At 71.5% G+C, this 17,580-nt stretch carries 18 protein-coding genes; 6 read left to right on the forward strand and 12 right to left on the reverse strand.

Annotated elements, in window-relative coordinates:
• Positions 1-62 precede the first annotated feature (62 nt).
• The 5 genes from K4B79_RS27145 to K4B79_RS27165 all read right to left on the reverse strand — a co-directional run bounded on the left by K4B79_RS27145 (position 63) and on the right by K4B79_RS27165 (position 5,515).
• Positions 63-1,079 (reverse strand): hypothetical protein, encoded by a 1,017-nt coding sequence (locus K4B79_RS27145; RefSeq protein ID WP_232029556.1) that lies wholly within the window; start codon positions 1,077-1,079, stop codon positions 63-65.
• The gene (locus tag K4B79_RS27150) at positions 1,076-2,113 is read right to left on the reverse strand and encodes an AAA family ATPase (protein WP_232029557.1); all 1,038 of its coding nucleotides are present in this window, start codon (positions 2,111-2,113) and stop codon (positions 1,076-1,078) included. The genes K4B79_RS27145 and K4B79_RS27150 overlap by 4 nt, the downstream gene beginning before the upstream one ends.
• A 63-nt stretch (positions 2,114-2,176) precedes the next feature.
• A complete protein-coding gene (locus K4B79_RS27155; protein ID WP_232029558.1) occupies positions 2,177-3,391 on the reverse strand; it encodes an acyl-CoA dehydrogenase family protein in 1,215 nt (404 codons plus the stop codon).
• 6 nt (positions 3,392-3,397) lie between these two features.
• Positions 3,398-4,420 (reverse strand): phosphotransferase family protein, encoded by a 1,023-nt coding sequence (locus K4B79_RS27160; RefSeq protein ID WP_232029559.1) that lies wholly within the window; start codon positions 4,418-4,420, stop codon positions 3,398-3,400.
• 141 nt (positions 4,421-4,561) lie between these two features.
• On the reverse strand, positions 4,562-5,515 hold the full coding sequence (locus K4B79_RS27165; protein ID WP_232029560.1) for a LysR family transcriptional regulator: 954 nt from the start codon (positions 5,513-5,515) through the stop codon (positions 4,562-4,564).
• A gap of 119 nt (positions 5,516-5,634) precedes the next feature.
• Here K4B79_RS27165 and K4B79_RS27170 point away from each other — a divergent pair, with 119 nt between their 5' ends.
• Entirely contained in the window at positions 5,635-6,753 is a 1,119-nt protein-coding gene (locus tag K4B79_RS27170; RefSeq protein ID WP_232029561.1) for a PrpF domain-containing protein, read from the forward strand.
• 103 nt (positions 6,754-6,856) lie between these two features.
• Complete coding sequence (locus K4B79_RS27175) at positions 6,857-8,110, forward strand: SLC13 family permease (protein ID WP_232029562.1); 1,254 nt, start codon at positions 6,857-6,859, stop codon at positions 8,108-8,110.
• Positions 8,111-8,129: 19 nt separating this feature from the next.
• On the opposite strand, the gene K4B79_RS27180 is transcribed toward K4B79_RS27175, so the two are convergent.
• The 5 genes from K4B79_RS27180 to K4B79_RS27200 all read right to left on the reverse strand — a co-directional run bounded on the left by K4B79_RS27180 (position 8,130) and on the right by K4B79_RS27200 (position 10,941).
• Positions 8,130-8,426: a hypothetical protein gene (locus K4B79_RS27180; RefSeq protein ID WP_232029563.1), complete on the reverse strand. Its 297-nt coding sequence runs from the start codon at positions 8,424-8,426 to the stop codon at positions 8,130-8,132.
• A gap of 279 nt (positions 8,427-8,705) precedes the next feature.
• Positions 8,706-9,029, reverse strand: a complete 324-nt coding sequence (locus K4B79_RS27185) for a DUF202 domain-containing protein (RefSeq protein ID WP_232029564.1) — start codon at positions 9,027-9,029, stop codon at positions 8,706-8,708.
• On the reverse strand, positions 9,026-9,418 hold the full coding sequence (locus K4B79_RS27190) for a YidH family protein (protein WP_232029565.1): 393 nt from the start codon (positions 9,416-9,418) through the stop codon (positions 9,026-9,028). The genes K4B79_RS27185 and K4B79_RS27190 overlap by 4 nt, the downstream gene beginning before the upstream one ends.
• Positions 9,419-9,470: 52 nt before the next feature.
• Complete coding sequence (locus K4B79_RS27195) at positions 9,471-9,995, reverse strand: NUDIX hydrolase (RefSeq protein ID WP_232029566.1); 525 nt, start codon at positions 9,993-9,995, stop codon at positions 9,471-9,473.
• A gap of 52 nt (positions 9,996-10,047) precedes the next feature.
• Positions 10,048-10,941 (reverse strand): DMT family transporter, encoded by an 894-nt coding sequence (locus K4B79_RS27200; protein ID WP_232029567.1) that lies wholly within the window; start codon positions 10,939-10,941, stop codon positions 10,048-10,050.
• Between the two features lie 411 nt (positions 10,942-11,352).
• Between K4B79_RS27200 and K4B79_RS27205 the strand changes: the two genes are divergently transcribed.
• From K4B79_RS27205 to K4B79_RS27220, 4 genes are all read left to right on the forward strand, one after another.
• Positions 11,353-12,306 carry a hypothetical protein gene (locus tag K4B79_RS27205; protein WP_232029568.1) on the forward strand — a complete coding sequence of 318 codons (954 nt, stop codon included), beginning with the start codon at positions 11,353-11,355 and terminating at the stop codon, positions 12,304-12,306.
• A 31-nt stretch (positions 12,307-12,337) separates the two neighbouring features.
• Positions 12,338-13,879, forward strand: coding sequence for an APC family permease (locus K4B79_RS27210; RefSeq protein ID WP_232029569.1), 1,542 nt, complete (start codon positions 12,338-12,340; stop codon positions 13,877-13,879).
• Between the two features lie 93 nt (positions 13,880-13,972).
• The gene (locus K4B79_RS27215; RefSeq protein WP_232029570.1) at positions 13,973-14,701 is read left to right on the forward strand and encodes a molybdopterin-dependent oxidoreductase; all 729 of its coding nucleotides are present in this window, start codon (positions 13,973-13,975) and stop codon (positions 14,699-14,701) included.
• Positions 14,685-15,305, forward strand: coding sequence for a cytochrome b/b6 domain-containing protein (locus tag K4B79_RS27220; RefSeq protein WP_232029571.1), 621 nt, complete (start codon positions 14,685-14,687; stop codon positions 15,303-15,305). Before K4B79_RS27215 ends, K4B79_RS27220 begins: the two co-directional genes overlap by 17 nt.
• 11 nt (positions 15,306-15,316) lie before the next feature.
• Here K4B79_RS27220 and K4B79_RS27225 read toward each other — a convergent pair whose 3' ends face one another.
• A complete protein-coding gene (locus tag K4B79_RS27225; protein ID WP_232029572.1) occupies positions 15,317-16,369 on the reverse strand; it encodes a hypothetical protein in 1,053 nt (350 codons plus the stop codon).
• Positions 16,366-17,097 carry a hypothetical protein gene (locus K4B79_RS27230; protein ID WP_232029573.1) on the reverse strand — a complete coding sequence of 244 codons (732 nt, stop codon included), beginning with the start codon at positions 17,095-17,097 and terminating at the stop codon, positions 16,366-16,368. Before K4B79_RS27230 ends, K4B79_RS27225 begins: the two co-directional genes overlap by 4 nt.
• Between the last annotated feature and the right edge of the window lie 483 nt (positions 17,098-17,580).

Here is a 17,580-nt window from a genome sequence, read left to right on the forward strand (position 1 = left end):
GTGAACCACTCTGCTTGCCGGCCACGGCCGTCCTCCTTGTCCCGATCGTCGTCCGGCAGGTGTCAGGCGAGACTGCCGGACGTGGTGTCGAAGTGGTATCCGTCGGTGACGGAGTGGACGAATCCCTTCAGTCCGATGTCGCGGAAGAACGAGATGTAGGCGTCGGCCGCGGCGGCCGGCTGAAGGAAGTGCTGCGAATCCAGACGGAAGCGCTCGCCGCGTGCGTCGGATCCGAAGGCGGCCCCGCTGTACACGAGTTGGAAGAACAGTCCGCTCCAGTCGGAGGCCGAAGGCGCCATCACCTGCATCTGCTGGACGATCCCCTCGCGGAGCGGATGGGTACGACTCACCCGGTAGTCCATCCGGCCGTAGGAACCGAAATCACTGGGAGGCGTCGCACCGTTGGCCGAGCGGTCGATACGGCCGTCGGCATCGGGCAGCCGGATCGCGATGTTCTCCATCATGACGTCGAGATTGCGAACCTGACGGTCTTGTTCGCGGTACGGGCGGAAGTTGTGGCACACGACGTCGAAGGTGAAGGAAGCGGTGATGAGTTTCACCCGCTGTGGGATTTCGTCAGCAGGTACCGAGCCGTTGTCGTTTCCCTCCAGGGTGCGGTGGAGTTCCGTGTCGAAGGCGGCGATGGCCTTGGAAAGGATGTCGGGGACGGTCGGCATGAAATGCGTGTACCAGCGGTGAAAGGTGCGCAGCGTGGAGCCGAGACGGGTGATCACGACCCGCCCGTTCCCGTAGAAGTCCAGACCGAAGGCGTAATCGGTGTCCCTGAACTCGAAATTCAGTCGCTCGTCGCTGATGTTGGTTTCCAGATTGGCGATGTTGGCGAACCGTGCTTCGGTGAGGGCCTCTTCGATGGCACCGTGCAGGCGCAGTGCGACACGGCTCGAGTCGACGAGATTCGCCCACCGCCCCACGCCCGACACAATGGCCTCGAACGTGAACCCGCGGATGTTTCCGACGAACGGAGTGAACCCGGTGCAGAAGTCGTCCCAGGCCACCTGGTCGAGGAACACGCCGGCGTAGTTGCGGTCGCGCAGGGCCCGCTCCAGTTCGTCATTCATACGTCGCGCTCCATGACCTCTTTGTCGATGGCGGTCTTGTGTTCGGGGTGCAGTTCGTAACTGCCGTTCTTGAGCTGGCGGTGAATCGTCGACGTCAACTCGAAGCGGGTGTGCGGGTCCTGAGCGTCGGCCGCGGAGTCGGCGGGTATGAGTTGGTTCGCCAGGTCGTTCAGCACGGGGAAGAGCTCCTGATGCAGACCGCGAGCGCCCAGCTGCGACTGGGCGGCGGCTTCCGCGACGGCTTGCTGGGCGTCGGGTGCGATGTCCAGCTGGATTCCGTGCCGTTTGAAGTACTCCCGGTAGAATTTCAACGGTGAGACCTCGTCCCGCACCAGGATCTCGCGCAGCGCGTCCGCGTCCAGATCGTCGAAACGGATGATGATGGGCAGCCTGGCGGCGAGTTCCTCCAGGAATCCGTACCGGTGCACATCCTCGGGTCTGATGAGGTCACCCCAGCCCCGACCCACGGCCCGTTTGTGCACGACGCTCTGAATATTGGTGAAGGCGCCTGCCGCGATGAAAAGGATCCCCTGCGTGTCAAGGTCGCGCGGTACGTCGTACTCGCCCGGCGCCAGATCGACACTGTCACCCTCGATGAACTGCAGCAACCGTCGTTGCACGGCCGCCGTGTCGTCGGTCGGCTTGAGGTACCGGAGCTTGTCGAACTCGTCCAGAAAGATGATTCCGCGGGCTGCGACGTCCTCTGGCCGACTGTGACCGGACACCGGGCGGGCCCGTTTCACCAGCGACTGCAGAATGTCCTCAAGAGTGAGACTTGTTGAACTGCCCGTGCTCACCAGGCGAGTCGAGTCGACCACCAGGCACGGGATCTGGAGCGCGGCGGCTGCCACCTTGATGGCGTGCGTCTTGCCGGTGCCGGTCGGACCGACGATCAGCGCGTTCGGCGGCCGGTGCTGCGGATCCGGCATGTCGAACCATGAGAAGTGCATGTCGATCAGTCGGCTCAGCGCTGCGACGGCCTGACTCTGCCCCACGACGAGGCGTTTGAGCGCTTTGCGCGCCGTGTTCGTCATGTCGCCCTCCCCGAGAGGAAAGAGGCTACCCAGGGCAGGGCGACGTCAATGATGGATCATCGGTCAGGAGTACTTCTTCAACTCCCGTCGTGCCAGCGACCGCTGGTGCACCTCGTCCGGGCCGTCGGCGATCATCAGGGTGCGGGCGCCGGCGTAGAGCTCGGCCAGGGGGAAGTCCTGGCTGACGCCGCCCGCGCCGTGCAGCTGGATCGCCCGGTCGATGATGTCGACGACCGCGCGGGGCGTGGCGATCTTGATGGACTGGATCTCGGTGTGGGCGCCCCGGTTGCCGACGGTGTCCATCAGCCAGGCCGTCTTCAGGACCAGCAGCCGCAGCTGCTCGACCTGCACGCGCGCGTCGGCGATCCAGTTGTGGACCACGCCCTGCTGGGCCAGCGCCTTGCCGAAGGCGGTACGGGAGACGGCCCGCCTGCACATCAGCTCGATCGCCCGCTCGGCCATGCCGATCAGCCGCATGCAGTGGTGGATACGGCCGGGACCGAGCCGGGCCTGGGCGATGGCGAAGCCGCCGCCCTCCTCGCCGATCAGGTTCGACACCGGCACGCGCGCGTGGTCGAAGACCACCTCGGCGTGGCCGCCGTGGGAGTGGTCCTCGTACCCGAAGACCCGCATCGCGCGCCGGACCGTGACGCCCGGGGTGTCGCGCGGGACCAGCACCATGGACTGCTGGCGGCGGATGTCGGTGCCGTCCGGGTCCGTCTTGCCCATCACGATGAAGATCCTGCAGTCCGGGTTCATCGCCCCGGAGATGTACCACTTGCGGCCGGTGACGACGTACTCGTCGCCGTCCCGCTCGATGTGTGTGGTGATGTTGGTGGCGTCGGACGAGGCCACCTCGGGCTCGGTCATCGCGAACGCCGAGCGGATCTCACCGGCGAGCAGGGGCTCCAGCCACTGCTTCTTCTGCTGCTCGTCGCCGAACTGCGAGAGCACCTCCATGTTCCCGGTGTCCGGCGCCGCGCAGTTCAGCGCGGTGGGCGCCAACTGCGGGGAGCGGCCGGTGATCTCCGCGAGCGGGGCGTACTGGAGGTTGGTCAGCCCGGCCCCGTACTCGGCGTCCGGGAGGAAGAGGTTCCACAGGCCCTGGCGGCGGGCCTCGGCCTTCAGCTCCTCGACCACGGCGGGTGTGTCCCACGGGGACGCCAGCGCGGCCCGCTGCTCCTCCGCCACCGCCTCGGCCGGGTAGACGTACTCGTCCATGAAGGCGAGCAGCCTGGCCCGCAGTTCCTCGGTGCGTGCGTCGAACGCAAAGTCCATGGCCGGTCAGCCTTCCTGAAGAGTGGTCAGTCCGTGCTCGATGAAGACGGGCACGAGTTCGCCGATGCGGTCGAAGCCCGGTCCGACCGTCTGGCCCAGCGTGTAGCGGTAGTGGATGCCCTCCAGGATCACGGCGAGCTTGAACCACGCGAACGCCGTGTACCAGGAGACGGCCGAGACATCGCGCCCCGAGCGGGCCGCGTACCGCTCGATCAGCTCGGCCGGTGCCGGATGCCCCGGGGCCTCGCCGGTCGTGGAGACCGGCGACTCGGGCATGCCCAGCGGCAGGCTGTACATCACCAGCAGGCCCAGGTCGGTGAGCGGGTCGCCGAGCGTGGACATCTCCCAGTCGAGGACGGCCTTGATGCGGTCGTCCTCGCCGATGAGCACGTTGTCGAGCCGGTAGTCGCCGTGCACGACGGCGGGCGCGGGGGAGTCGGGCAGCCGGCGGCCGAGGGCCGCGTGCAGTTCGTCGACGCCGGCCAGGTCGCGGTTGCGGGAGGCGTCCAGCTGCTTGCCCCAGCGCCGCAGCTGGCGGTCCAGGAAGCCCTCGGGGCGGCCGAAGTCGACCAGGCCCACCTCGGCGGGGTCCACGGCGTGCAGTTCGACGAGCGTGTCCACCAGGGACAGCACGGCGTCCCGGGTGCGCTCCGGGCCGAGCGGGGCGAGCTGCTCGGCGGTGCGGTACGGCGTGCCCTCCACGTACTCCATGACGTAGAACGGCGCCCCCAGCACCTCCTCGTCCTCGCACAGCAGCACCGGGCGCGGCACCGGCACGTCCGTCGGGTGCAGGGCGCTGATCACCCGGTGCTCGCGCCTCATGTCGTGCGCGGTGGCCAGGACATGGCCGAGCGGGGGCCGTCGTACGACCCATCGGGCCGTGCCGTCGGAGACCGCGTAGGTGAGGTTCGACCGTCCGCCCTCGATCAGTCGGCCGGTCAGGGGGCCGTGCACCAGACCGGGCCGCTCACGGTCGAGCAGGGCGCGCAGCCTGTCGAGATCGAGTCCTGGTGGATGGTCGGGGCTCATCGATGCTCCTCACGGGTGTGCGCGTGTTGTACGGCGGTGAAGCTGCCCCCTCAATGATGCCGACCGGTCGGTATGTCGTCCAGAGTGGGGGCCGAACGTGATCGGAGCCACCATAGGCCGCCGGTGACACCCGCCACGACCTCAGCCGCGTCGGACCGCCCCGAGCTGTGCCCGGTGCAGGCCGGGTGCGGTGAATCGCTGCGCCACGGTGCGCAGGACACGGGCCATCGCCTGGGCGGGTGGGGTGGCGGGGCGGGCCGTGGCGCGGGCGAGGAGGATGCGGCGGGTGGGGGCGGGGACGTCCGAGGCGAAGGGCAGCAGGCGTACGTCACTGCGGCGGCTGGTGAGGGCCAGGCGGGGGGCGAGGGCGATGCCGAGACCGGCGGCGACCATGGCCTGTGCCTCCTGGTAGTCGTGCGAGGAGTAGGCGATACGCGGCTCGAATCCCGCCTGGCGGCAGCTTCGGCGCAGGACGTCGGCGACGGGGTGGTTGTCGGCGCGGATGATCCACTCCTGGTCGGCGAGGTCGCCCAGGCGCACGGCGGGGTGGGTGCGCAGGGGCGAGTCGGCGGGGACGACCAGCACCGTGGGGTCGTCCAGGAGGTGGGTGAGGGAGAGCGCCGGATCGTCGAGGCGGTTCCATTCGTAGTCCCAGAGCAGCCCCTGCTCCACCTCGCCGGTGTGGAGCATCTCCCGGAGCTCTGAGAGGACCCCGGCGCGCACCTCGATACGGATCCCTGCGTGGCCGCGCCGGAAACGGGTGAGCGCGAGCGGCAGCAGGGACGCGCTGGCCGTGGGGAAGGAACCGAGCCGGAGCGTGCCCTGGTCCAGGGCCGTGAAGGAGTCCAGGTCGGCCTGCGCGGCACGCAGTTCACGGCGGATCACCCGACCGCGTCCGGCCAGCGCGGCACCGGCCGGGGTGGGGCGGATGCCGCGCGGCAGCCGCTCGATCAGGGGCTGCCCGGCCTCCTGCTCCAGCAGGGACATCTGCTGTGAGGCGGCGGACGTCGTCATGCCCAGCGCCTCCGCCGCCGCGGTGAGCGAACCGCGCTCGGTGGCCTCGGTGAGCAGCAGCAGGCGACGCGTGTTCAGCATGCCTGTGACTTTAGCGGAGCTAAACCCATGTGAAGCGAACTGCGATTGTTCCGAAGTCACGCCTCTGCGAAGGTCTCCGCAATCTCTCCCCCTCTCATTGATCAAGGAAGACCTCTGACGTGCACATTCCCGCGACCCTGGTGCGTGGCGGCACCAGCAAGTGCTGGCTGTTCAACCAGGTCGACGTCCCCGCCGACCGTGGCGAACTGGAGAAACTGCTGGTCTCCGCGTACGGCGCCACCGATCCCGTGGAACTGGACGGCGTGGGCGGGGCGACCCCCACCACCTCGAAGGCGGCGGTCGTCAGCGCCTCCCCCGAACCCGGGGTGGACGTGGACTACCTCTTCGCCCAGGTCGGCATCGGCACGGGCCAGGTCGAGTGGACGAGCAACTGCGGCAACTGCGCCACCGGGGTCGCCCTGTACGTGGTCGCGAAGGGCATGGTGGCGATCACCGGTGACCGGACGCGGGTGGTGATGCGCAACACCAACACCGGCGCGGTCCTCGAAGGGCTCGTGGACACCACCGGCGGCGTCGTGCACCACTTCGGCCGCCAGACCGTGCCCGGCACCCGGGCCGGCGGGGTCGCCGTCGGCCTCACCTTCCGCGATCCGGCCGGTGGCACCACCGGTTCACTGCTCCCCACCGGGCAGGCCGCGCAGGATCTCCCGGTCGCCGCCGAACCGGTACGGGTGAGCATGGTGGACGCCGGAGCACCCGTCGTCCTCATCGACGCCCTCGAAGCCGGCCGCAGCGGCGCCGAGCCTCTGGAACGGATCGGCGCGGACGTGCCCTGGCTGCGCACCGTCCGCCATGCCGCCGCACCGCTCATGGGACTGATCGAGCCGGGCGGACAACCGGGCGACGCGGTGCCGAAGGTGGGCCTGGTGGGCCCGCCGGTGCCCTACACCACCACCCTCGGCGAGCGGATCGCGGCCGAGGACCACGACATCTCGGTGCGGATGCTCAGCATGAACGCCCCGCACCCCGCGATCGGCCTGACCTCCGCCGTCGCCGTCGCGGCGGCCGGGCTGGTCGAGGGCTCCGTGGTCTGTCGGATCACGGGCGGCCCGACCGACGAGTGGCTGCGTCTGGGCACACCCGCCGGCGTCGTCGCGGTCCGCTGCACCGACGTACGGGACGGTCTGCCACGGCGGGTCACCGTGCAGCGCGCGGCACGGCTGCTCGCCGACGCCCGCATCTACGTCCCGGGAACAGTCCGCGCACAAGCCGCCTGAACCGGGTCGGACATCATCTCGGTCGGCCGGTCACGCAGCCGTCCGCACCGGGGCACTCTCGCGCCCTCGGGGCGCGCCCCTCCCCATCGCACCAAGGACAAAGATGTCTGCTGAAGTGATCTCCATAGGCGCGCTGCTGGTGATGTTCGTGGTCGGCACCGTGCTGCCGATCAACCTGGGCATCCTCGCCTTCGTCGCCACCTTCGCGGTCGGCACCGCCTCGCTCGGCCTCACCGAGGACGAGATCTTCGAGGGGTTCCCGGCGAAACTCTTCGTCACCATCGTCGGGGTCACCTACCTGTTCTCCGTGGCCCGTCGCAACGGCACCATCGACTGGCTCGTCGCCGCCGGCGTACGGCTGGTGCGCGGCAAGGTCGCGCTCATCCCCTGGGTGCTGTTCCTGGTGGCCGCCCTGCTGACGGCGTTCGGCACCTTCACCCCCGCCGCGGTCGCGATCCTCGCGCCGATCGGCATGAACTTCGCCTACCGCTACCGGCTCAACCCGCTGGTCGTCGGCATGATGGTGATCAGCGGCGGACACGCGGGGGCGTTCTCCCCGCTGGCCGTGTCCGGTGCGCTGGTCCTCGGCCTCGTCGACAAGACCGACCTGCACGTCTCCGCGGTCACGTTGTTCAGCGCCAGCTTCCTGATCAACCTGGTGCTCTCCGCACTCACCTATGTGCTGCTCGCCAAGCGCCCCGCTCCACTGGCCGAGGATTCCGGGGAAGCGGCCGAGGACGAGGACCTCGACGTGTCCGGCAGGCCCGACTGGCGCCAGTGGCTCACCCTCACCTGCCTGGTGGCCCTGGTGGTCGGCGCCCTCGGCTTCCATCTGGAGATCGGTTTCCTGGCCCTCGCGGCCGGTGCGCTGCTGGCCCTGGTGGACATGAAGCGGCAGGAGAAGGCCGTGGACGGCGTCAGCTGGTCGACCCTGCTGCTGGTCGCGGGGATGATGACCTACATCGCCATGCTGGAGAAGGCCGGCATCATCGAGAACATCTCCGAGCACGCCGCGAACCTCGGCGCCCCCGTCGCCGTCGCCCTGCTGCTGTGCTTCACCGTGGCCATCACCTCCGCCTTCGCCTCCTCCACCGCGATCCTCACCGCGATCATCCCCATCGCCGTACCGCTGCTGCTCTCCAGCCACCTCAGCGCCGCCGGACTGATCGCCGCGCTCGCCGTCTCCACGACGATCGTCGACACCTCGCCCTTCTCCACCAACGGCGCGCTCGTCCTCAGCAACGCCCGCGGAGTGGACGGCCGCCGCTTCTACCGCCAGGTCATCGGCTACACCGGCGGCATCGTGGCCCTCGGTCCCGTCGTCGCCTGGGGCACGCTGGTCCTGCCCTGGTCGTGACGGGGTCGGTGTGACGGGGTCAGTGGTCGTCCCAGTGGCCCTCGTGCTCGGCGTGCCGGTGACCGTCGTGGAGGTAGTCGACGTGGTCGCCGTGGAGCACGCTCTCGTGACCGCAGTCCTGGCCGTGGCGGTGGTCGTGGCCGTTGTGCGCTAGGTGTTCGGCGGGCTCGCACTCGTCCCAGTGACCGCTGTGCTCGCGGTGCAGATGCCCGTCGTGCGCGTAGTCCACGTGGTCGCCGTGCGGCACCTCGGAGTGGCCGCAGTCCGGGCCGTGGGTGTGCGTGTGGGAGGCGTGTTCCTGGTGGAGGGTGGTCATGGTGCTCACCTTCGGGGGTGCGGGTGATCGGATCGGCCGCCACGCGAACGGGGCGTGTGCGGCGATACGGCCTGCGTGGCGTCCGGGTGCCCCTGAGGGCCGGACCCATGGAGGCAGACCGTCACCTACCGACCGTAGGACGACACGGGGAGACTCGCCCACCAAGAGCGGTTCAAGGTCGTCCATCGGGGCGGGTGGGCCGCGCGCCCCCGGGGCCGCTCAGCCATACGTCCACGGGGCCGGGACCGCTCAGCCGCACGACCCCAGGGCCGGGACCGCTCAGAGGACGAGCGCCACCGCGCACACGGCTAGGGCCACCGTGAGCAGCGCGCCGGCCGTCGCGTGTCGGGGGGCCAGGGCCTGCGGGCGGGGCGTGGTGGCCAGGGTGCGGATGCGGTGGTGGGCGACGAGCAGGAAGGCCAGCCACAGGCCGCCGCTCACCGCGCAGACGGCGACACGGCCGGGGGAGACCCCGCCGTGCAGCGCGGTCTTCACGGCGAGCAGGGCGGCCACCGTGCTCGCCAGTGTCGTACGGCGCCAGGCGAGCCGGGTCCGTTCGGGCTGGAGCCCGGGATCGCGGTCCTCGGCGGCCCGGGGGTTCATCCCTCCCACCCGACGAGGACCACCACGACCATCGCGACGGCCACCACCGCGACCGCCAGGCTCAGCAGCGCCGGGAAGCGTGACACCGGCAGGTCCTCGCCCCGGCGCATCGCCCGCTCGCAGCGCACCCAGTGGTTGACCGCCCTGAGCGCACACAGCACGCCCGCCCCGAGCAGCGCGAGCGCGAGCCCGACGCGCCAGGCCCAGCGCAGGTCCGGCAGGAACTGGTCGACGGCGAAACCGCCGCCGATCAGCGCGAGCGCGGTGCGCAGCCAGGCGAGGAAGGTGCGCTCGTTGGCCAGCGAGAAGCGGTAGTCGGGGGTGTCGCCCTCCTGCCGGATCTCCTGGGGCGCGAACCACAGCCGGACGTTCCGTGCGAATCCGATCACGCGCAGGACCCTATCCGGACGGTTCCCGCGGGGCGCATTTGCCGGTCCGCGCTCAGGCGCCGGACAGGCCGGAACGGTACGCCTTCAGCCGCTCGTACGCCGCGAGGCCGTCCGGCACCCACGGCCAGTCCCCGAGGCGCGCCTCCACCTCGTCGTCGGTGAGGAAGGCGTGCCAGGCGACCTCCTCGGCCTGCGGGCTCACGGTGAGCTCGCAGCGGACCTCGTACACCGCCGACCACCAGGTCTGCCCCGCGCCGTCGTCGTAGAGGAACTTGAAGAGGAACTCGGGGCGGGGCAGTCCGCTCACCCCCAGCTCCTCCTCGGCCTCGCGCAGGGCGGCGTCGTCGTAGGACTCGCCGGCGCCCACGACCCCGCCGACGAACATGTCGTACCGGTCGGGGAAGACCAGCTTGGTCGGGGTGCGGCGGTGGACGAAGAGCCGGCCCCGGCCGTCTCTGGCCTGGATGAAGACGCAGCGGTGGCGCAGGCCCCGCGTGTAGGCCTCGCCACGCGGGGACCGGCCGATCACCCGGTCCTGCTCGTCGACGATGTCGAGGATCTCGTCAGCAGCGCTCATGCGTCCATCCAAGCAGCGGCCTCGGCCGAGCCGGTCGGCCCCGTCGGTTCGGTCAGCTCGGCTGGAGGTCGCGCACCGGCTCCTGGCGGGGCACGCCGCGCGGCATCGCCGGGTGCATGCCCAGCAGCACGATGCCGACGACGATCCCCGCGAGTCCGGCTGCCTCCCAGGCCAGCGCGCCCGTGTCGGTGCGCAGCCGGTCGCCGAGGAAGCCGACGCCGCAGAGGATGCCGGCCAGCGGCTGGGCGGCGGTCAGCGCCGGGAGCGACATCCGCAGGGGCGCGGTCTCGAAGGCGCTCTGGACCAGGATCAGGCCGGTGACGCCGAGCACCAGCACGGCGTACGGCTGCCAGCCGGTGAGCAGCGCCGGCAGGCCGCCCTCGGCGAAGCGCTGGCCGCTCACCCGGGTCAGGGCGTCCTGGACGCCGTAGACGAGACCCGCGGCCACGCCCAGCAGGACCGGGCCCGAGGTCAGCCGGGAGCGCTTGGCGTAGGTGGTGAGCAGCAGGGCGAGGCCGAGCATGGAGCCGATGATCAGCCAGTGCCGGAACGGGTCGGTGAGCGCGGTGCCGCCGCGCGGCTCGCCCGCCACGATGAACGCCGTCACCCCGCCCGCGAGCAGCAGCAGGCCCGACCAGCCCTGGCGGCCCAGCGGCTGCCCGGTCTGCTTGCGGGACAGGGCGAGGGCGAACAGCAGGTTCGTGGCGAGGAGGGGTTCCACCAGGGAGATCTCGCCCCGGCCCAGCGCGATCGCGCCGAGGGCCATGCCGACCGCCATCAGGCCGATGCCGGCGAGCCAGCGCCGGACCTTCATCAGGTCCAGGAGCAGCCGCGGCGAGAGGAAGTCGCTCAGGGGCGCCTGCCGGGCCGCGTTCTGCTGGAGCACGAAGCCCAGGCCCAGGCAGCAGGCAGCGCTCACGGCGAGAACAAGAACCAGAACCGACACGCTGCGTACCTCGAGATCATCCGGCCGGGCTTCGGGGTGCGTGGAGACCGACTGTAGCGGCCGGGGGCCCGGGGTGTCCGTCCCGTCATGGTGAGGGGCCCGGGCGCACGGCGCCATGGCGTACGCCACAGGGACGGCCCGGGATCCGGAGGGGGTCGCTCCGGACGGGAGGCAAGTGCCTTGTGGATCAAGGGAGTTGACGCGTGTAACGACCGATCGGGCCTTGACGGAAAGCATGGGCGGGGGATTGGCTGTGCGTGATCAGCCGATGGCCGACAGAAAAGTCCGGACCATGACGTCCGGCCCCTCCGTATGTCCCGACCAGTAGCCCGGCCATGTCCAGACCAGCAGTCCGGCCACGAGGCCGGCCCCGACCGACGACGAGCCGCGTCGCGTGAGGAAGTCCCCGCGGTGTCCCCACCCCCGCCCCCTCTTGGGCGCAGTCGAAGACGCGCCGCCGCCCAGGCTCTCGACGCCGCCCTCGACGACACCGAACTCGTCGCCGCACGCGCCGCGTTGGCCCAGGGCCGATGGCAGGCGGCCCGCGCTCTGCTCGCCGAGACCGGCGACGACTGGGACCGGCGCGGACATCGCGTCACCGTCCTCGCCCAGGAGCCCTACTGCGCCGCCTGGGCCCAGGACTGGCTGGGCGTCGAGCCCGACTCGGGCGACGCCGCCGTCCTGCTCGCCCTCGCCGAGGTACGGCGCGTCCTGCGGGGCAAGGGCAAGCCGGATCAGGCCCGCGAGGCCTGCCGGACCGCCGCCGCCCTCGCCCCCGCCGACCCCACCCCCTGGCTCGGCCTGCTGATGCTGGAGCACGCCGGGGCCACCAAGGAAGAGCTTCTGAGCCTGTTCGGCGAGGTCCGGGCCCGGTACGCCGACCACCACCACGCCCACCACCTGATCGTCGCCCGCCTCGCCGAGACCCGCGCCGAGGCCGGTCCGGACCCGCTGCACGAGGTCTACGACTTCGCGAACTGGGCCGCCGAACAGGCGCCCGCCGACTCCCCGCTGGCGATCCTCCCGGTCGTCGCGCACGCCGAGCGCTACCGCGTGCTGGCCGCCGCCGGACACGAACCGGGAGACCCCACCGCCTCGGGCCACTGGGTCGGGCGCCGGGCGCGGCAGGTGATGAAGGCCGCCTTCGACTGGTGGCTGGAGTGGGAGCACGAGGGCCACCCGCGCCGCCTCGTCGACCTCAACTTCCTCGCCCACGCCAAGGTCTGCGAGGGCCGCGGCGCCGAGGCCGCCGCCCTCTTCCACCGCATCGGCGAGCACGCCACCCCGGCGCCCTGGTCGTACCCGGACCGCGATCCGTACCCCGCCTTCCGTGCCGCACGCGACAGCGCGCTCGGCACGGCGTAACGCCCTCACCCCCGAGAAGGACGGTCTCCCTGTGACAACGGACAGTTCGAGCCCCAGCAGAGCCGCCGCCGACGGCATCAGTACGTTCAAGGGGCAGGAGCGGGCCCTGCGCGCCGACCGCCTGGGCACCGGCGGCCTGCTGCTCTCCGTGCTCGCGGCGACCGCCCCCCTCATGGTCGTCGCGGGTGTCATGCCCACCACATTCGCGGTGATGGGCATCGTCGGACAGCCCCTGCTCTTCGTCGTCCTCGGCGTCGTCCTCGTCCTGTTCGGCATCGGCTACGCCGAGATGAGCCGCCACGTCCACAACGCCGGCGCCTTCTACGCCTACATCTCCCGCGGCCTCGGCGGCACCGCCGGAGCGGGCGCCGCCATGGTCGCCCTCGTCGCCTACAACGCCCTCCAGGTCGGCATCTACGGCATCTTCGGCTTCGAGGTCTCCGGCCTGTTCGCCACCTACGCCGATCTCTCGGTGGCCTGGTGGATCCCGTCGATCGTGGCCGCTCTGGTCGTCGGCGCGCTGGGCTGGCTGAAGATCGACGTCAACGCGCGCGTGCTCGGCGTTCTGCTGATCATCGAGGTGGCCCTCGTCGTCATCTTCGACATCGCGGCCGTCGCCGACCCCGCCAAGGAAGGGCTGTCGCTGCACGCCTTCAACCCGGACACCCTCAGCGGCGCCGGCGTCGGCACCGCCCTGTGCTTCTGCATCGCCGCCTTCCTCGGCTTCGAGCAGGCACCCGTGTACGCCGAGGAGACCAGCCGCCCGCACATCCTGGTGCCCCGCGTGATGTTCCTCGCGGTCGGCGGGGTGGCCGTCTTCTTCGCGCTCAGCAGCTGGGCCCTGACCGTCGCCGCCGGACCGTCCGCGATCGTCGGCGAGTCGCAGAAGCAGAGCGCGGGACTGCTGTTCTCCCTCACCGAGTCCCGGCTCGGCGGCACCTTCACCGACGTCCTGCACGTCCTGTTCGTGACCGGCATGTTCGCCGCCCTGCTCAGCTTCCACAACGTCGTCGCCCGCTACGCCTTCGCCATGGGCCGCGAGGGACTGCTGCCCGCCGCCTTCGGCCGCACCACCGGCACCAGCGGCGCGCCCGGCACCGGCTCGCTGCTCCAGACCACTGTGGCCGTGCTGGTCGTGGCCGCCTTCGCGATCGCCGACGACAAGCCCGCCGGTGACCCGACCGAGCCGGTCCTGCACCTGTTCACCTGGTTCGGCAACATCGGCGCCCTCGGCGTGATCCTGCTGATGGCGGCGGCCTCCGCCTCCGTGGTCGCCTTCTTCGTCCGGCGCGGAGCGGCCGGCGCGCAGGCCTGGCGGCTGGCCACCTCGACCCTCGCGGGCCTCGCCCTGCTGGTCATCGCCGTCTACACGGTGAAGGACTTCGACGTCCTCGTCGGCGCGGGCCCGGACTCCTCGCTGAGCTGGGCGCTGCCCGGCATCATCGGCCTCGCCCTCGTGGCGGGCCTGGTCCAGGGACTCGTCCTGCGCGCCCGCAACCCCCGGGCGCACGCCCGGATCGGGCTCGGCAACGAGGCGTTCCAGCTGGACAAGGCGGCGGAGCGGACGCCGTAGCACCCCGGGAACGCCGTAAGAAGTGGTTACGGAAGTCTGACGGGCACCCGCGATTCCTGGCCCCGCCGGGGTCACGGGTGTTCGAATGAGGAGGTGAACCCCGAACACTCCGAGGAGCAGCAGGGCGCGCCCATCGGCCGCCGTGTCCTCCTCGGCACCCTCGGCCTGGGCGCGCTCGGCGTGATCGCCGCGCCCACCCTGCAACGCGGTCTGGAGTCCTTCCTCGGCGGCGCCGCCGACAAGGACCCCACCGGCCTGACCGGCCTGCTCCCGAACGGCGGCGGCTTCCGCTACTACTCGGTGACGTCCTCCGTCCCGCGCAAGAACGCCGGGAACTACCGCCTCAAGGTCGACGGCCTGGTCGCGCGCCCCGCCGAGTACACCCTCGCCGACCTGCGGGCGATGCCCCAGACCCGGATGGTCAAGGACGTCCAGTGCGTCACCGGCTGGCGGGTCCCCGACACCCCCTTCGAAGGCGTACGGCTGTCCCGGCTGCTGGACGCCGCGGGCGTGCGCGGCAATGCGGGCGCCGTCCGCTTCACCTGCTTCGACGGCGCCTACACCGAGAGCCTCACCCTCGAACAGGCCCGCCGCGCGGACGTCCTGGTCGCCCTGCGCATGCAGGACAAGGACCTCGGGCACTCCCACGGCGGCCCCGTCCGCCTCTACGTGGCGCCCATGTACTTCTACAAGTCCGCCAAGTGGCTCTCCGGCATCACCGTCACCGAGGACGTGGAGCCGGGCTACTGGGAGGAACGGGGCTACGACGTCGACGCCTGGGTCGGCCGGTCGAACGGACGCGACGATGAGCCTACGAGTTGACGCCCCGGCGCCCGCGCGGATCCGCCGCTTCGGCCGCTCCCAGCGGTGGGTGCACCGCACGACCGCCGCGCTGATGGGCGTGTGCGTGCTGACGGCGGCCTGCCTCTACCTCCCCCAGCTCGCCGAACTCGTCGGCCGCCGCGAGCTGGTCGTCCGCGTCCACGAGTGGTCCGGCCTCGCCCTTCCGGTGCCGGTCCTGGCGGGCCTGGTCTCCCGCGCCTTCCGCGCCGACCTCGGCCGCCTGAACCGCTTCGGTCCGCACGACCGCGTCTGGCTGCGCGCGGCGCTGCGCCGCGACAAGCGGCGCGCGGCCCGGCCGGCCGCCAAGTTCAACGCCGGGCAGAAGATCTACGCCGCCTGGATCGCCGGCGCGACCCTCGTCATGCTCGGCACCGGCCTGCTGATGTGGTTCACCCACCTCACCCCCATCCAGTGGCGCACCAGCGCCACCTTCGTCCACGACTGGCTCGCCCTCACCCTCGGCATCGTCCTCGCCGGCCACATCGGCATGGCCCTCGCCGACCCGGAGGCCCGCCGCGGCCTGCGCACCGGCTCGGTGAGCCGGGAGTGGGCGGAGCGCGAACACCCGCTGTGGCGGCCGTGACCTGACTGAGGTCAGGGGCACTCGGTCGCGCGGTACGCACCGCCGCTGACGTACTCCACGCGCAGGCTCTCGTCCTGTTCCCGCAGCACGTACAGCCTGCCCTGCCAGGGCGCCCAGTCCCGGGCCACGAGGAACAGCCGGTCACCGGAGACATGGAACAGCCGCAGCCCGGCGTACCGGTAGCGATAGGGGCTGCCCTTGGCGTCCACGACGGCGAAGCAACTGCCGTCGCCCCGGATCAGCAGGTCCCGCTCGCTGAACACGACGACGGCCGGGAACCCCTCGTCGACCGTGGCGGCCGTCGTCGCCGCGCGCCCCCGGCCGACGATCCCGGCGTAGGCGTACACGGCCCAGAACAGCGCGATCACGGCGACCAGGAGAGCGGGCGCCCAGATCCGCGCGACGCGGGGCCGGGGCGTCCTCGCGCCGGATCCTCCCGGCCGGGCGTGCGCGTAGGCGCTGACCAGTGCCCCGGCCAGGATCACCAGCGGGAGAAGGAGTTCGAGGAGGCCGCGTGCCACGTAGTACATGGGCGCGAGCAGCACCGAGAGCACCCACGCGTGCCGCAGCACCCGCAACACCGGAGCGGCCCGCTCCGGATCCCGCTCCACCCGCCGGTGCAGCGCCGCCGCCCCGATCCAGACGGCGGCCGCCACGAGCACGGGCAGGTACAGCGCGTCGACACTGCGCAGCAGATAGTCGGCCGTGGAGAACCGGAAGAGGGTGTCCCGCAGGCCCAGTGCCCGGGTCTCGGCGTCCGTGCTCGCCCAGCCGAAGTAGAAGAGGACGGCGGTGAAGAGGGAGAGGAACGAGCCCGCGGTGCCGAGGAGTTCGAGCCATCGGGGGGCGGTGGCGGGCGGGGGTTCCGGCTCGGGCGAGGGCTCCGGCTCGGGCGGAGGTGGGGGCGAAGGCGGAGGCGGAGGCGGGGGTGCCGGTTCGGGCGTGGGCGTCGGCGGCGTGGGTCTCGGGTCCGGATCGGGCGGCGGCGGTGTACGGCGGAGCGCGCCTCGGGCTCGGGCCGCCGCCGTACGCAGGCGACCGAGCGGGGTGGTGTTACCGCTCACGGGGAGCCGGTGGTGGAAGGGGAGTCCTCCGGGGACTCGACCGGCGACGGACCGGGGGAGACGAGGGTGAAGGCGTTCTCCACGGTCGCCGTCGCGGAGCCGCCGTTGTGGTCGAGGTGCACGGTGGCCTCGCGCGGGTAGTCGCCCCCTTCCGGGGCGGGTACCTCGAAGGTCCACTGGTCGGGTCGCCCGGCCGGCGGGCTCGGCACGTCCGGCAGGTCGACACCGATCCCCGCGACGGTGAGGACACTCGCACCGCCCGGCAGCTCCGCCTTGTCGAAGAAGATGCCGTCGAGCTTGATCCTGATCCTCTCGCCCGGCGCGGCCCTGCCGTCCTCGCCGACGTCCACGGAGGCGATCCGGAACGAGCAGACGGCACTCCCGTTGGCCGAGGACGGCGTCAGTCGCGCGGTGGCGGAGGGATGCTGCCGGTGGAAACGCAGGACGTCGCCGAGTACGGCGAGGGCCGCGCGTCCCTTGCAGTCGCCGAGCCGGCCCTGGGCAGCGGCGTAGTCGGCCGCGGCCGTGTCCCAACTTCCCTTCCCGCCCTGTACGGCCTGACAGGCCTCGGCCAGCCCGCGCAGCACCCGCCACTCGGGGGACGACGGGTTCGCCGGGATCTTCCCCGCGGTGTCCGCGCAGCTCTGCGGGGACGTGCCGAGCAGGTCGTAGGCCGTCTCCGGGTCGATCGTGCCATTGGTGTTGGGCGACCTCGGGCCCGGCGGCAACCACGAGGGTCCTTCGATACGTCCGCCCCCGCCGCCGGAGTTCCCACCGTTCCCCGAGCCGCCGGAACCGCCGGAACCGCCTGGGCCCTCCGAGCCGCCCGAGCCTCCAGACCCTTGGGATCCGCCAGAGCCTCCGGACCCGGAACCCCCGGACCCGGAACCCCCAGATCCGCCCGACCCGCTCGAACTCCCGCCGCCACCCGACCCGTTGGACCCGTCACCGCCGCCGGTACCGTCGTCCGGCCGCCACGTCGGTGTCCCCTCGCCGGAGCCCGAGCCGCCCGTGCCGCCGGTCCCTTCGTCGTCCCCGCCGGAACTCTCGCCGGAACCCCCGCCCGAGGTACTCGTCCCACCGCCGCCGGACCCACCGCCCGACTCGTCACCGCCCCCACCGCACGCCGCGGCCGTGCCGATCGCCAGGGCTCCCGCGAGCAGGAGCCCCGATATGCGCATCCCGAGTGAAATCGCCATGACGCCCCCGAA

The organism is Streptomyces lincolnensis, assembly GCF_021173675.1.
In the GTDB taxonomy this organism is placed as follows: Bacteria; Actinomycetota; Actinomycetes; order Streptomycetales; family Streptomycetaceae; genus Streptomyces; species Streptomyces lincolnensis_B.

Bases quoted from the DNA above. Each gene is read 5' to 3' on its own strand.
- K4B79_RS27195 (WP_232029566.1), bottom strand. From the start codon at position 9,995: ATGAGCGCTGCTGACGAGATCCTCGACATCGTCGACGAGCAGGACCGG.
- K4B79_RS27165 (WP_232029560.1), bottom strand. From the start codon at position 5,515: ATGCTGAACACGCGTCGCCTGCTGCTGCTCACCGAGGCCACCGAGCGC.
- K4B79_RS27160 (WP_232029559.1), bottom strand. From the start codon at position 4,420: ATGAGCCCCGACCATCCACCAGGACTCGATCTCGACAGGCTGCGCGCC.
- K4B79_RS27175 (WP_232029562.1), top strand. From the start codon at position 6,857: ATGTCTGCTGAAGTGATCTCCATAGGCGCGCTGCTGGTGATGTTCGTG.
- K4B79_RS27145 (WP_232029556.1), bottom strand. From the start codon at position 1,079: ATGAATGACGAACTGGAGCGGGCCCTGCGCGACCGCAACTACGCCGGC.
- K4B79_RS27180 (WP_232029563.1), bottom strand. From the start codon at position 8,426: ATGACCACCCTCCACCAGGAACACGCCTCCCACACGCACACCCACGGC.
- K4B79_RS27220 (WP_232029571.1), top strand. From the start codon at position 14,685: ATGAGCCTACGAGTTGACGCCCCGGCGCCCGCGCGGATCCGCCGCTTC.
- K4B79_RS27150 (WP_232029557.1), bottom strand. From the start codon at position 2,113: ATGACGAACACGGCGCGCAAAGCGCTCAAACGCCTCGTCGTGGGGCAG.
- K4B79_RS27185 (WP_232029564.1), bottom strand. From the start codon at position 9,029: ATGAACCCCCGGGCCGCCGAGGACCGCGATCCCGGGCTCCAGCCCGAA.
- K4B79_RS27155 (WP_232029558.1), bottom strand. From the start codon at position 3,391: ATGGACTTTGCGTTCGACGCACGCACCGAGGAACTGCGGGCCAGGCTG.